Source organism: bacterium (genome assembly GCA_019637795.1).
Taxonomy (GTDB): domain Bacteria; phylum Desulfobacterota; class Binatia; order HRBIN30; family CADEER01; genus JAHBUY01.
In genome coordinates this window covers 1,193,767-1,206,847 of sequence record JAHBUY010000001.1, presented here as the reverse complement: position 1 = coordinate 1,206,847, position 13,081 = coordinate 1,193,767, and the positions used below count along the sequence as shown (strand labels likewise).

13 protein-coding genes are annotated in these 13,081 nt (G+C 70.7%); 7 read left to right on the top strand and 6 right to left on the bottom strand.

All coding sequences use genetic code 11. The annotated features are described in order from the left end of the window. Positions 1-86 precede the first annotated feature (86 nt). Positions 87-1,361, bottom strand: a complete 1,275-nt coding sequence (eno, locus tag KF840_05140; protein MBX3024280.1) for a phosphopyruvate hydratase — start codon at positions 1,359-1,361, stop codon at positions 87-89. A gap of 66 nt (positions 1,362-1,427) precedes the next feature. On the opposite strand from eno, the gene KF840_05135 reads away from it, so the two are divergent. Continuing rightward, entirely contained in the window at positions 1,428-1,739 is a 312-nt protein-coding gene (locus tag KF840_05135; protein ID MBX3024279.1) for a septum formation initiator family protein, read from the top strand. 5 nt (positions 1,740-1,744) lie between these two features. Here the strand turns inward: KF840_05135 and KF840_05130 are convergent, their stop codons facing one another. Further along, positions 1,745-2,371: a protein-L-isoaspartate(D-aspartate) O-methyltransferase gene (locus KF840_05130; GenBank protein ID MBX3024278.1), complete on the bottom strand. Its 627-nt coding sequence runs from the start codon at positions 2,369-2,371 to the stop codon at positions 1,745-1,747. A 130-nt stretch (positions 2,372-2,501) separates the two neighbouring features. Next, entirely contained in the window at positions 2,502-2,927 is a 426-nt protein-coding gene (gcvH, locus tag KF840_05125; GenBank protein ID MBX3024277.1) for a glycine cleavage system protein GcvH, read from the bottom strand. Positions 2,928-3,232: 305 nt separating this feature from the next. On the opposite strand from gcvH, the gene KF840_05120 reads away from it, so the two are divergent. The 3 genes from KF840_05120 (at position 3,233) to KF840_05110 (ending at position 6,949) form a co-directional block, all read left to right on the top strand. Next, on the top strand, positions 3,233-4,351 hold the full coding sequence (locus KF840_05120) for an AAA family ATPase (GenBank protein ID MBX3024276.1): 1,119 nt from the start codon (positions 3,233-3,235) through the stop codon (positions 4,349-4,351). Then, positions 4,348-5,877: a VWA domain-containing protein gene (locus KF840_05115; protein MBX3024275.1), complete on the top strand. Its 1,530-nt coding sequence runs from the start codon at positions 4,348-4,350 to the stop codon at positions 5,875-5,877. The genes KF840_05120 and KF840_05115 overlap by 4 nt, the downstream gene beginning before the upstream one ends. A 181-nt stretch (positions 5,878-6,058) precedes the next feature. Next, positions 6,059-6,949 carry a TerC family protein gene (locus tag KF840_05110; GenBank protein ID MBX3024274.1) on the top strand — a complete coding sequence of 297 codons (891 nt, stop codon included), beginning with the start codon at positions 6,059-6,061 and terminating at the stop codon, positions 6,947-6,949. A 67-nt stretch (positions 6,950-7,016) separates the two neighbouring features. On the opposite strand, the gene KF840_05105 is transcribed toward KF840_05110, so the two are convergent. Continuing rightward, positions 7,017-8,423, bottom strand: coding sequence for an aldehyde dehydrogenase family protein (locus KF840_05105; GenBank protein MBX3024273.1), 1,407 nt, complete (start codon positions 8,421-8,423; stop codon positions 7,017-7,019). A 5-nt stretch (positions 8,424-8,428) separates the two neighbouring features. Beyond that, positions 8,429-9,049: a TetR/AcrR family transcriptional regulator gene (locus tag KF840_05100; protein ID MBX3024272.1), complete on the bottom strand. Its 621-nt coding sequence runs from the start codon at positions 9,047-9,049 to the stop codon at positions 8,429-8,431. Positions 9,050-9,240: 191 nt separating this feature from the next. Between KF840_05100 and lexA the strand changes: the two genes are divergently transcribed. The 3 genes from lexA (at position 9,241) to KF840_05085 (ending at position 12,704) form a co-directional block, all read left to right on the top strand. Further along, a complete protein-coding gene (gene lexA / locus KF840_05095) occupies positions 9,241-9,843 on the top strand; it encodes a transcriptional repressor LexA (GenBank protein MBX3024271.1) in 603 nt (200 codons plus the stop codon). 176 nt (positions 9,844-10,019) lie between these two features. Next, the gene (locus KF840_05090) at positions 10,020-11,438 is read left to right on the top strand and encodes a 3-hydroxy-3-methylglutaryl CoA synthase (GenBank protein ID MBX3024270.1); all 1,419 of its coding nucleotides are present in this window, start codon (positions 10,020-10,022) and stop codon (positions 11,436-11,438) included. A 105-nt stretch (positions 11,439-11,543) separates the two neighbouring features. Further along, positions 11,544-12,704, top strand: coding sequence for an acetyl-CoA acetyltransferase (locus KF840_05085; GenBank protein MBX3024269.1), 1,161 nt, complete (start codon positions 11,544-11,546; stop codon positions 12,702-12,704). 174 nt (positions 12,705-12,878) lie between these two features. Here the strand turns inward: KF840_05085 and KF840_05080 are convergent, their stop codons facing one another. Further along, positions 12,879-13,052 (bottom strand): hypothetical protein, encoded by a 174-nt coding sequence (locus KF840_05080; GenBank protein MBX3024268.1) that lies wholly within the window; start codon positions 13,050-13,052, stop codon positions 12,879-12,881. Positions 13,053-13,081 lie beyond the last annotated feature (29 nt).

The following is a 13,081-nucleotide window of genomic DNA, read 5'->3' as shown; positions in this document are numbered from 1 at the left end:
CCGTCACGCGCTCGGGGTGGCGAGAGCGGCGACGGTTGCTCGGGCGAGCGCGTCTCGGCGCCGTGGGGGGACGCGGGTGCGCTGGACTAGCGCTTGAACGCCGCCTTGCCGGGGTAGACGGCGCGCTTGCCGAGCATCTCCTCGATGCGCAGGAGCTGGTTGTACTTGGCGGTGCGCTCGCCGCGGCAGGCGCTGCCGGTCTTGATCTGGCCGGCGTTGGTGGCGACGGCGAGGTCGCTGATGGTGCTGTCCTCGGTCTCGCCGGAGCGGTGCGAGATCACCGTCGTGTAGCCGGCCTCGCGCGCCAGGGCGATCGTCTCCAGCGTCTCGGTGAGCGTGCCGATCTGGTTGAGCTTGATGAGGATCGAATTGCCGACGCCGGTTTCGATACCCTGGCGGAGGCGGCGGGCGTTGGTGACGAACAGGTCGTCGCCGACCAGTTGCACCTTCCTGCCGAGGCGCGCGGTCAGCGCCTGCCAGCCCTCCCAGTCGTCCTCGGCGAGGCCGTCCTCGATCGATACGATCGGGTACTGGCCGACCCAGTCGGCCCAGAAGTCGGTCATCTCGGCGGCCGACTTGCGGGCGCCGTCGGATTTCCGGAACACGTACAGGCCGGCTTCGTAGAGCTCGCTGGCCGCGGGGTCGAGGGCGATCGCGATCTGGCGGCCCGGCTTGTAGCCGGCGGTCTCGATCGCCTGCACGACGAGGTCGAGCGCGTCGCGATTCGACGGCAGGTTGGGCGCGAAGCCGCCCTCGTCGCCGACCGCGGTGCCGAGGCCGCGTTGGTGCAGCACGCCCTTCAGCGCGTGGAAGACCTCGGTGCCCATGCGCAGCGCCTCGGCGAACGAGGCGGCGCCGACCGGCGCGACCATGAACTCCTGCAGGTCCACCGAGCTGTCGGCGTGGGCCCCGCCATTGAGGATGTTCATCATCGGCACCGGCAGGGTCACCGCCTTGGCGCCGCCCAGGTAGCGGAAGAACGGCTCGCCGGCAGCGGCCGCCGCCGCCCGGGCGACGGCGAGCGAGACGCCGAGGATCGCATTGGCGCCCAGCTTGCGTTTGCTCGGCGTGCCGTCGAGGTCGATGAGGAATTTGTCGATCGCCGCCTGCTGGCGGGCGTCGCGGCCGCGCAGCTTGGGGGCGATGACGCTGTTCACGTTGGCGACGGCCTTGCGGACGCCCTTGCCCCTGTAGCGCTTGCCGCCGTCGCGCAACTCGACCGCCTCGTGTTCGCCGGTGGAGGCGCCGGACGGCACCGCGGCTCGCCCGAGCGCGCCGCTGCGCAGCACGACGTCGACCTCGATCGTCGGATTGCCGCGCGAGTCGAGAATCTCGCGTGCCGTCACCCTCTGGATCTTCACCGTCGCGCCCTCCGGAATTGCCTCGTAGCCGATCCTGTCCTAGAAACAAGCCGGCCGGCTCGCTGGATGAACGATCAACGCGTCACCCTGTCGCTGAAGTACAAGGCGGTCGTCGCCGTCGGCTTCGTGCTGCTCGGACTCTGCGCCGTGTCCGCGGTCTTCGGCAGCGGCGGCGTCGTGCAGCTCCGTCGCCTGTACACGGAGCAGTCGCAGGTCGAGGCCCAGGCGTACGAGTTGGCGCGGCACAACCAGGAGCTGCGCGATCACCTCGCCCGCATCGACGCCGACGACGCCTACCTCGAGAAGGTCGTGCGCGAGCGGCTGGGGTGGATCAAGCCCGGCGAGCGCCTCTACCGGGTCACCGACGAGCGCCGCTGATCGCGTCAGCGGGTGGGGCTGGGCGTCGCGCGGACGGCGCCGGTCATCGGCACGAAGCGCACGGCGCCCGACCAGGTCCAGTCGATCTCGTCGCCGCGCCGCACGCCGACCGCCAGCGTCTCGCCGTCGGCGCGCTCGAGCGGCACCACGACGCGGCCGCCTTCGCGCAACTGGTCGCGCAGCGCGTTCGGCAGCCGCGGCGTCGCCGCGGTGATGATGAGCGCGTCGAAGGGCGCCGCCTCGGGCCAGCCGTAGAAGCCGTCGCCAGCGCGCACGTGGACGTTGCGGGCGCCCTCCGCCGCCAGGGCCTGGCGCGCGTTCTCCGCCAGCACGGCGTCGATCTCGATCGAGTAGACCTCGCCGGCGAGCAGCCCGAGCACCGCCGCCTGGTATCCCGAGCCGGTGCCGATCTCGAGCACCCGCTCGCCGCCGCGCAACGCCAGGAGCTGGGTCATCAGCGCGACGATGTACGGTTGCGAGATGGTCTGGCCGCGGCCGATCGGCAGCGCGTGGTCGCCGTAGGCGGCGGCGCGTTCGGCGGCAGGGACGAAGCGATGGCGCGGCACCGTGCGCATCGCGCGCAACACCCGCTCGTCGACGATGTCGCGGCCGCGCAGTTGCCGCTCGACCATGTCGCGCCGCGCGGCCGCGTCGGACGGCGTGTCGATCGCCGGGGTCGAGCTGTCCGGGCGCGCCGCCGTCACCGCCAATCCCACCAGCAGGAGGGCCAACGGACCGCGCCAGCGAGCGGCGGCCGTCGCGTCAGTCCTCGTCGCCGCCGGCGACGTAGTCTTCGTACTCCTCCGTCGCCATCAGCGCTTCGAGCTCCCCCTCGTCGTCGAGCTCGATCTCGATCAGCCATCCCTCGTGATACGGATCCTCGTTGGCCAACGAGGGGTGGTCCTCGAGGTCGCCGTTCACCGCCCGCACGGTGCCGTTCACCGGTGAGATCAGCTCCTGGACGGTGCGCACCGATTCCAGCTCGCCGAACGTCTCGCCCTTCTCGACGCTGTCGCCGACATCGGGCAGCTCGACGGCGATGATCTCGCCGATCGCGTCCTGCCCCTGGTCGGAGATCCCGATCTGCGCCCGGTCCGCTTCCGCGCGCACCCAGAGGTGGTCCTCGCTGAAGCGGAGAACCGTCGCGACCTCGCTCTCCTTCGGACGGCTTCTGGTCGGTTTCGGCACCGCCCGTCCCTTACAAATCGCCGATTCGCGATGTCAAGCCCCGATCGGGTCACGCCGGCGACCTGATCGCGACGCCGGCGTCGCAGCGACGCGCGGGATCGCCCACCGGGAGGTGAGGCGCCGGGCCGCCTCGCGGGGGTGGGCGGGCGCGGCCAGCGCCGGATCAGCACCACCGGCCAGCCCCGCCCGTCCTCGCCTTCCCCCGTGCAGCTCCGCGCCGCGGCGCCGCCCCGTCGCGCACCGCGCCGCGCGACGAGGCGGCGGATGTCGTGGAAAGGCGGGCGCATCCGCGTTAGCATCGCCGCATGTCCGCGCGCGACACGCTGCGCACGATCCGTGACGAGCTGTCGCAACTGTTCCTCGAGCGCAGCGAGGTGATCGACGGCGCGCTCACGGCGCTGCTCAGTCGCCAGCACGTCCTGCTCATCGGCCCGCCGGGATCGGCGAAGTCGATGCTCGCCGACGAGCTCTGCCGGCGCCTCGAGGGCGCGGCGTACTTCCAGTGGCTGCTGACCAAGTTCACCACCCCCGAGGAGCTGTTCGGCGCCGTCAGTCTGAGCGCGTTGGAGCGCGACGAGTACCGCCGCGTCACCACCGGCAAGCTGCCGGAGGCGCACATCGCCTTCCTCGACGAGGTGTTCAAGGCGAGCTCGTCGATCCTCAACGCCATTCTCACGCTGCTCAACGAACGCCGCTTCCACAACGGCCGCGCCGTCGAGTCGGTGCCGCTGATCACGCTCTTCGGCGCCAGCAACGAGCTGCCGGAGGACGACGAGCTGCAGGCGCTCTACGACCGGTTCCTGTTGCGTTTCGTCGTCGGCTACATCGACGAGGACTTCCGCTTCCTCAAGATGCTGCAGGCGCGACCGGCGGCGGCGCGCACGACCTTGTCGCTCGCCGCGCTGGAGGCCGCGCAGGCCGAGGTCGCGGCGGTCGCCGTCTCGGACGGCGTCTACCGCGCCCTCGTCGATCTGCGCCGCGAGTTGGCGAAGGCGCAACTCGTCGTCTCGGACCGCCGCTACCGGCAGGCGCTCGACGTCCTGCGCGCCCACGCCTACCTGGACGGGCGCGACGTGGTGGGCGACGACGACGTCTTCTTCCTCGAGCACGTGCTCTGGCGCGATCCCGGCGAGCGCGCCGAGGTGCGCGCCGCCGTGCACCGGCACCTGCGCGGCTACGTCGACGACGCGCGGGCGTTGTTGTTCCAGACCCGCGAGCTGCGCGACTACGCCCACCGACAGTGGGAGAACAACGAGCTGCGCGGCCGCGCCGTGGTCGAGGCGCACACCAAGATCCGCCACATCCTCGCCAAGGTGGGGTCGATCCTCGACGACGCGCGCGCCGCCGGACGGCCGCTCGACGCGGTGGAGGCGGTGCGGGTCGAGATCGAATCCATCCAGCACGAGATGCTCGAGGCGCTGTGACGGCGCCGGCGCACACCCACTGGGTCGAGGTCGACGCCTACGACCGCGCCGCCTTCGCCGGCCTCACCGCCGATTCGCCCGCCTACCTGACGTTGCTCGCCAGCGGCGGCAAGCTGCTGCCACACTTCGACGGCTTCGTCCTCGATCTGTACGCGCTCTTCTACAAGCTCAACATCGTCCTGCACCCGCCGGAGAGCGTCACCCCGGGCGCCACCGTCTTCCGCGTCCTGATCGACGAGCTGCGCGGCGCCGCGGCGCTGGAGGCGCTGCGCCAGCAGACGATGCTCGACGAGCGCGTCGCCGGCCTGGCGGCGCTGCTCCTCGGCGAGTCGCTGCTCGAGCTGCTCAAGTCCGAGCGCGTCCTCACCCGGGGAGAGATGCTCGACCTGTGGAGCCTGGAGCAGCAGGCGGAGGAGATCGCCGAGCGCCGCGCGCACGCCGACACCGCCGCCGAGCTGGCCGCCGAGCGCGCCGGGCAGAGCGGCGAGAAGCAGCTCCGGGAGCTGCGGCAGCGACTCGAGCGCGAGAACGCGGCGGCGCAGCGGCATCTCGCGCAGCAGGCGCGGCGGGTGGCGCAGTCGCTCGGCGACTCCGCCACGCGCCGCCAGCCGCGCGTCGCGGCGCAGCTCGACCGGACGCTCGCCGATCTCGAGACGGCGCGCGACGATGCCGAGCAGTGGAGCACGCAGTTCGGCGCCGGGCACTCGTCGTCGCCGGCCGCGCAGCTCGAGCTCGGGCACCAACTGGCCCGCAATCCCAAGCTGAAGCGCATGGCGCGGCTGGTGGGGCGGATGCGCGAGAGCGCCCGCCGCCTGCGGCGTACGCTGTACGAGCGCGCCACCGACGAGGTGTTCGCGGTCGGCCAGGCCGCCGACCTGAGCCGCCTGCTGCCGCCCGAGCTGCTGAGCCTGCGCCATCCGCTGCTGCGCCGCGATTTCCGCCGCCGCCTGCTCGACGGCGAGCTGCAGGTCTACGCGCTGCGCGGTCGCGAGCAGCGCGGCCGCGGGCCGATGATCGTCTGCCTCGACGGCAGCTCGTCGATGGCCGGCGACAAGGAGATCTGGTCGAAGGCGGTGACGCTGACGCTGCTCGACATCGCCGCCCGCCAGCGCCGCCGCTTCCGCTCCATCTGCTTCGCCTCGACGGAGACCCCGCTGCAGGTGCTCGAGCTCAACGGCCGCCAGCGCTCGGCGCCGGAGCTGTCGCAGGTGTTCGCGCTCGCCGAGTACTTTCCGGGCGGCGGCACCGATTTCCAGAAGCCGCTCGACGCGGCCCTGGAATGCCTGCGCGCCGACCGCCGGCGGCGCGGCGACGTGGTCTTCATCACCGACGGCGAGTGCCGCGTCGACGGCGCGTGGCTGCAGGCGTTCCAGCGCGAGAAGACGCGGCTCGGGTTCACCGTCTTCTCGGTGCTGATCGACGTCGGCCCGAGCTCGCTCGCCGCCGTCACCGCGTTCAGCGACCACGTCACCTCGGTGCGCCAGCTCACCGACGAGGCCACCCGGGACATCTTCCTCAAGGTCTGAGACCGGGAATTCACCGCGGAGACGCGGAGACGCCGAGCCGCCGCCGATCGACGACGCGGCCGCTGCGCCTCTGCGGTGAAGGGGCCTTTCTCTTCTCGCAGTTCACCGGCCCGCGGGGGTCTGCTACGCACGGGGCGTGCCGATCTGGGTGTGGGTCGCCTTTCACGCCGCCGTGTTCACGATGCTGGCGATCGACCTCGGCATCTTCCATCGCCACGCCCACGAGGTCAGCGTCCGCGAGGCGGCGGGCTGGACGATCACCTGGGTGAGCGCGTCGCTGCTGCTCTGCCTGGCCATCGCCCGCTTCATGGGCGTCGAACCGGCCCTGCAGTTCCTCACCGGCTACCTGATCGAACAGGCGCTGTCGGTCGACAACATCTTCGTCTTCGTCCTGATCTTCTCCTACTTCTCGGTGCCGAAGCGGTACCAGCACCGGATCCTCTTCTGGGGCGTGCTCGGGGCGCTGATCCTGCGCGGCACCATGATCGGCGCCGGGACCTGGCTGATCCATCGCTTCGAGTGGGTGCTCTATCTGTTCGGGGCGTTCCTCGTGTTCACCGGCGTCCGCATGGCCTTCGCCGGCGAGGAGGGCATCGAGGTCTCGGCGAATCCGGTGGTGCGACTCATTCGCCGCTTCGTGCCGGTGACCAAGCGCTACCACGGCCAGCGCTTCATCGTCAGGGCGCCGGCCGGCCGCACGCGGCGTTACATCGCGACGCCGCTGCTGGTGGTGCTGGTGATGGTGGAGACGACCGATCTCATCTTCGCGATCGACTCGATTCCGGCGATCTTCGCCGTCACCACCGACCCGTTTCTCATCTACACTTCCAACATCTGCGCCATCCTCGGCCTGCGCTCGCTGTACTTCCTGCTCGCCGGGATCATCGGCACGTTCCGCTTCCTGCAGATCGGCCTCTCCGTGGTCCTGGTGTTCGTCGGCACCAAGATGCTGATCGCCAAATGGATCCAGATCCCGATCGGCTCCTCGCTGGCCGTCGTGGCGGGCGTGTTGCTGCTGTCGGTGATCGCGTCGCTGTTGTTGCCGGAGATCGCGGACAGCGCCGATGACTGAACGCGATCCGCGGCCAGCCGTCAGCCAGGCGCGAGCGACGGACGGCTGACGGCCGCGCGCGGGCGGCTCATCCGCGAGCGACGTTGACCGTCTGCAGCTCGGTGAAGCCGTAGAGGCCCCAGGGGCCGTTCTCGACGCCGATGCCGGACCACTTGGCGCCGCCGAACGGCGTCGCCGGCGACAGCTCGAGGTGCTGGTTCACCCAGGCGGTGCCGCACTCGAGCTCCTTGGCGACCTCGACCGCGCGTTCGGTGTCGCGCGACCACACCGAGCCACCGAGGCCGAAGTGGGTGGCGTTGGCGCGCTCGATCGCGTCCTCGACGCGCTGGTAGGCGATCACCGGCAGCGCCGGGCCGAACTGCTCCTCGTCCACCAGGCGGACGCCGTCCGACACCTCGGCCACCACCGTCGGGCGGTAGAAGTAGCCGTTGCCGCCCAGGGGCTCCCCACCGGCGGCGATGCGGGCGCCGTGCTTCCGGGCGTCCTCGACCAGCTCCTGCACGCGCTCGAACTGCGGGCGATTGTTCAGGGGGCCGAGCTGGCTGTCGTCGGCCAGCCCGTCGCCGACGATGACGCCGCGCGCGATGGCCGCCAGCTCGCCCACCAGGGCGTCGTACATCGCCGCCGGCGCGTAGACGCGCTTGATGGCGCTGCACACCTGGCCGCAGTTCTGGAAGGCGCCCCAGAACAGCTTGCTGGCGATCTCCTTCGGGTTCGCGTCCGGCAGCACGATGGCTGGATCGTTGCCGCCGAGCTCCAGGGTGACGCGCTTGAGGTCCGGCGCCGCCGCCGCGGCGACCTTCTTGCCGGTGGCGACCGAGCCAGTGAACGAGATCTTGCGCGGCACCGGATGGGTGGTCATCCAGCCGCCGAGGTCGTTGCCGCCGGAGACGACGTTGACGACCCCGGCCGGGACGACGTCGCGCAGCAGCTCGCCCAGCTTCAGCGTCGTCAGCGGCGTGAACGGCGACGGCTTGAGGACGACCGTGTTGCCGGCCAGCAGCGCCGGGGCCAGCTTCCAGGTGGCGAGGATGAGCGGGAAGTTCCACGGCGTGATCGCCGCCACGACCCCGAGCGGCCGGCGGCGCACCTCGACGCGCGCCGCGGCGTCGTCCTGCAGCACCTCGACCGGCAACTGCAGGGTCGCCGTGTAGGTGAACCACATCGCCGCGCCCATGATCTCCGCGAAGGCCTGCGGCAGCGGCTTGCCCTGCTCCCGGGTGAGGATCGGCGCCAGCTCGCCGGCGCGCTCGGTGATGACGGCGGCGCAGCGCTGCAGCGCCGCGCGGCGGGCGTCCTCGTCTCGCCGCCAGGCGCGATAAGCCTCGGCCGCCGCCTGCATCGCCGCGTCGAGCTGGCCCTTGGTGCACTCGGGCGCGGTCGTGAAGGGGGCCCCGGTGGCGGGGTTGATGACCTCGAAGGTGTCGACGGCCGGCACGGCCCGGCCGCCAATGGTCATGGTGAAGTCGGACATCTCGATTACTCCTGTGGGCTGGGGCGGCGCAGGGCGTCGCGAAGGAGGGTGGTGGTCTGCCGCAGGCGCGGCGCCAGCGGATAGCGAGGGTCGTCGAGCCAAGCGAGCAGGGCGGCGAGCAGCATGGCGCGCGCCGTCAGCGCCAGGTACGCGGCGTCGACGTCGGCGCGGATCTCGCCCCGTTGCTGGCCGTCGTAGATGAACGCCGACAGCACGCGCTGCAGGCGCGACATCGCGGCGCCGCGATAGTTGTCGAGCGCGGTCGCCTGCACGAGCTGGCGCAGCAGGTCCGGCACCCGGCGGTAGGCGTCGCCCAACACCGCCGCCAGCGCATCGGCCAGCGCCTCCAGGCGCTGCGGCAGCGAGTCGCCGGCGGCGCGCTGGACCGCGATGCCGTCGGCAATGGCCTCGAACAGATCGGCGGCGAGGCCTTCGAGTACCGCCGACTTGGTCGGGAAGTGATTGAACACCGTCGCCGGGGCGACGTCGGCCGCCGCCGCGATCTCGCCCATGGTCGCTTCCAGGCCGCGGGCCTCGAAGCGGTCACGCGCGGCCGCGAGGATGCGGCGCCGCGTCGCATGCCGCTTCCGGGAGCGGCGCGATTCATCGACTGTTGCGACGGTCAATTAGAGTGACTCCAAAATTATAGCTACCGCATTGTTGCTCCCGGACCAACCCCCGATCGGGGTTCGTGACCTGGATCCCGCCCCAATACCCTCGCCGTGGTGCTGGATGCGTCACTGGCGGAGCCGGGCGACCGCCGCGAATTGCGGATTCGCCATATTTTCGCTATCCATCGGCAGGAAGGCGGACCAGCGTGTATCTCACCAAGCGGCAGAAGGAGTTGCTCGACTACCTCGAAGGCTACATCGCCGAGCACGGCTACGCGCCGACGCTGGAAGAGATCGGCGCCCGCTTCACGCTGAGCTCGCTCGCCACGGTCCACAAGCACCTCACCAACCTGGAAGCGAAGGGGCTGATCCGCCGCACCTGGAACCACAGCCGCGCCATCGAGCTGGTGCCGCGGAACAGGGGCAGCGGCGCGGTGGACCTGCCGCTGCTCGGCCGCGTCGCCGCCGGCCAACCGATCGAGGCGCTCGAGGACGCGGACCACATCGCCGTCCCCGAGCAGTTCATCCGGCGCCAGAACACCTTCGTGCTCAAGGTGGTCGGCAGCTCGATGGTCCAGGATGGCATCCTCGACGGCGACTACATCGTCGTCGAGCAGCGGGCGAGCGCCGACAACGGCGAGACCGTGGTCGCCGTCGTCGACGGCGAGGCGACGGTCAAGCGCTTCTACCGCGACCGGCCGGGCCGCGTCCGCCTCCAGCCGGCGAACGACGCCATGCAGCCGATCGTCCTCAAGGAGAAGGACTGCGAGCTGCGCGGCGTCGTCGTGGCCGTGCTCAGAAAGTACTGAGGCGGATCCCCGCGCGGCGGCACGGGCAGCGAAGAGCGCCCGTGGCTCCATCCGCGGTGTGACGGGCCGTCAGTCCTGAAACGGTTGTTTGGGCTCCCTTGACCGCGTGAGCGGGGCGCGGGTAGGTTCCGCGCAGTAGCGGTTCTCCCACACTCCGTCCGAAGGATAGCGGGCACATGGCAGGGATCAGATCGTTCGGGGCCTACGTCCCCATGCAGCGGCTGCAGTTCGCGGCCATTTCCGGCGGCGGCCGCAAGGCGGGGGCGGGGAGTGGGGAGCGGGCGGTGGCCAACTTCGACGAGGATGCGGTGACCATGGCGGTCGCCGCGGCGACCGACTGTCTGCGCGGCGTCGATCGCGCCACGGTCGGCGGCGTGCTCTTCGCCTCCACCTCGCACCCGTACAAGGAGAAGCAGGGCGCCAGCCTGATCACCAAGGCGCTCGACCTGCCGCGCGAGGTGGCGACCGCCGACTTCGGCGGCTCGCTGCGCGCCGGCACCACGGCGCTGCGCGCGGCGCTCGACGCGGTGAAGGCGGGCAGCGCCGACAACGTGCTGGTGCTCGCCGCCGACTGCCGGCCGGCGCCGCCGCGTTCGGGGCTCGAGCGCAGCACCGGCGACGGCGCCGCGGCGCTGTTGGTGAGCGGCCAGGCGGTCGCGGCCGAGATCGAGGCGCAGCACACCATCGCCGACGAGATCATCGACATCTGGCGGCTCGACTCCGACAAGTACGTCCGCTCCTGGGAGGACCGCTTCGTCGTCGAGCACGGCTACCGCGACAACCTGGTCGAAGCGGTGAAGGGGCTCTACGCCAAGACCGGCAAGACGGCGAAGGATTTCACCAAGGCGGCGTTGTACGGGCCGGATGCGCGCAGCCACGCCGGCGCGGCGCGTGCCCTCGGCTTCGATGCCAAGACGCAGGTGCAGGATCCGCTGTTCGGCCGTCTCGGCAATGCCGGCGCCGCCTTCGCGCCGATGCTGCTGGTGGCGGCGCTGGAGAACGCGAAGCCCGGCGACGCGCTGCTGGTGGCGAGCTACGGCGATGGCGCCGACGCGCTGGCGCTGCGCGTCACCGACGCGGTGAAGGGCCTCAGCGACCGGCGCGGCATGCGCTGGCATCTCGAGCGCCGCAGCGAGCTCACCGACTACAACAAGTACCTGCGCTACCGGAACCTCGAGCCGAGCGAGCTCGACCGTCGCGGCGGGGCGGGGGTCTCGGCGACGGTGCACTTCCGCGACCGCCAGGAGGACATCAGCCTGCACGGGCAGCGCTGTCGCACCTGCGGCCAGGAGCAGTTCCCATTTCAGCGCGTCTGCTTCACCTGCTACGCGCGCGACCAGTTCGACGAGATCCGGCTCGCCGAACGGACCGGCCGGGTGCTGTCGCACACCTTCGACTTCTTCGCCGGCAGTCCCGATCCGCCGCTGATCGTGACCACGATCGAGGCCGAGGGTGGGGCGCGGCTCTATCTGCAGATGACCGACGCCAACGCCAAGGAAGTGAAGCTCGACCTGCCGGTCGAGTTCGCCTTCCGCAAGATCCACGAGTACGGCGGCACCCCGAACTACTTCTGGAAGTGCACGCCGGTGAGATGAGCAGAGGCTGTTAGGCAGGCGAGGCTGTTAGGCTGTTGGGGTTTCAGAGCTCTGGCCCCAACAGCCTAACAGCTTGGCCTGGCGAACAGCCTTCAGGAGCGAGCGATGAATCCAGACGCCATTCGCGACAAGGTCGCCATCGTCGGCATGGGGTGCTGCAAGTTCGGCGAGAACTGGGACAAGGCCCCCGAGGACATGATCGTCGAGGCGGCGTTCGAGGCCTATCAGGACGCCGGCATCGAGAACCCGCAGGAGCAGATCGAGGCGGTGTTCTGCGGCGCCGTGTACCCGTCGCGCGGTACGGCGGAGGTCGCGGATTCGCTCAAGCTGTACGGCCGGCCGGTCAGCATGACGCAGAACTACTGCGCCACCGGCACCGACGCCTTCCGCTTCGGCGTCTTCGCCATCGCCTGCGGCCTCTACGACACCGTGCTGGTGGTCGGCTTCGACAAGCCGAAGGACCGCGGCGTGTCGGGTCCGAACGTCCAGACCGCCGGCGTGCGCGGCCTGCCGATGACGCCCGCCGGCTGGTTCTCGCTCTGCGCCGCCCGCTACTTCGAGACCTACGGCGCGACGCGCGAGGACCTCGCGAAGATCGCGGTGAAGAACCACCACAACGGCACCCTGGCGCCGAAGTCGATGCTGAAGAAGGAAATCTCGGTCGAGGAGGCGCTGAACGCGCCCATCATCTCCTGGCCCTTCGGGCTCTACGACTGCTGCGCCCAATCCGACGGCGCGGCCGTCGCCGTGCTCACCAAGCGCGAGCTCGCCAAGCGCTTTCGCGACGACTACGTGCTGGTGAAGGCGGTGGCGATCTCGCTCGAGGCCAATCCGCAGACCGATCCGGCCTTCGACTTCCTGCGCTGGAAGCCGACCGTCTCCGCCGCGCAGCAGGCGTACGCCCAGGCCGGCATCAGCAATCCCTTCGAACAGCTCGATGTCGCCCAGGTGCACGACTGCTTCACCCTCACCGAGCTGCTCACCTACGAGGACCTCGGCCTGTGCGAGAAGGGCGCGGCCCGGGACCACATCGCCAGCGGCACCTTCGCGCTCGACGGCGAGCTGCCGGTCAACACCGACGGCGGCCTCAAGACCTTCGGCCACCCCACCGGCGCCACCGGCGTGCGCATGATCTACGAGAACTACAAGCAGTTGCAGGGCAAGGCCGGCGACCGCCAGATCAAGACCAAGAGCGGCCTCGCCCTCAGCCACAACATCGGCGGCGCGCCGCAGGCCTGCGGCATCGCCATCGTCGGCCGCGACTAGCCTCGGTCAGCCCTCGGCCGGCGGTGGATCCCGGCCCGGGGCGGACGGCTGAAACGCCTCCCCCAACGGGAAAGGGTGGGCCGACCGGTGTGGGCGCCGGTCGGCCCCTTGTCTCGGGGTGAGGGGGGGACCATCACCCCGCTGCGCAGGTCAGTCGAAACCGACCCGCGAGATTCACGCCGCACGCGCCGCCGGCTTGCGGGCGTCGTGCTGCGAGGCCAATACGGCGATCGTGGCCAGCAAGAGTACGGTCAGAATCACCGCCGTGACCAGTCCGCCATGGATCCACACCAGCGGACCGGCCGGCAGCGCGCTCGAGCCGAGGAGCCATCCAATCAGCAGAGTCATGAGATAAGCAACACTCCAATGAATCGTGA

Excerpts from the sequence above, each read along its gene's own strand:
- KF840_05085 (MBX3024269.1), top strand. The coding sequence starts at position 11,544 with ATGAATCCAGACGCCATTCGCGACAAGGTCGCCATCGTCGGCATGGGG.
- KF840_05105 (MBX3024273.1), bottom strand. The coding sequence starts at position 8,423 with ATGTCCGACTTCACCATGACCATTGGCGGCCGGGCCGTGCCGGCCGTC.
- KF840_05090 (MBX3024270.1), top strand. The coding sequence starts at position 10,020 with ATGGCAGGGATCAGATCGTTCGGGGCCTACGTCCCCATGCAGCGGCTG.
- KF840_05130 (MBX3024278.1), bottom strand. The coding sequence starts at position 2,371 with ATGGTCGAGCGGCAACTGCGCGGCCGCGACATCGTCGACGAGCGGGTG.
- KF840_05120 (MBX3024276.1), top strand. The coding sequence starts at position 3,233 with ATGTCCGCGCGCGACACGCTGCGCACGATCCGTGACGAGCTGTCGCAA.
- KF840_05135 (MBX3024279.1), top strand. The coding sequence starts at position 1,428 with ATGAACGATCAACGCGTCACCCTGTCGCTGAAGTACAAGGCGGTCGTC.
- KF840_05110 (MBX3024274.1), top strand. The coding sequence starts at position 6,059 with ATGCTGGCGATCGACCTCGGCATCTTCCATCGCCACGCCCACGAGGTC.
- KF840_05080 (MBX3024268.1), bottom strand. The coding sequence starts at position 13,052 with ATGACTCTGCTGATTGGATGGCTCCTCGGCTCGAGCGCGCTGCCGGCC.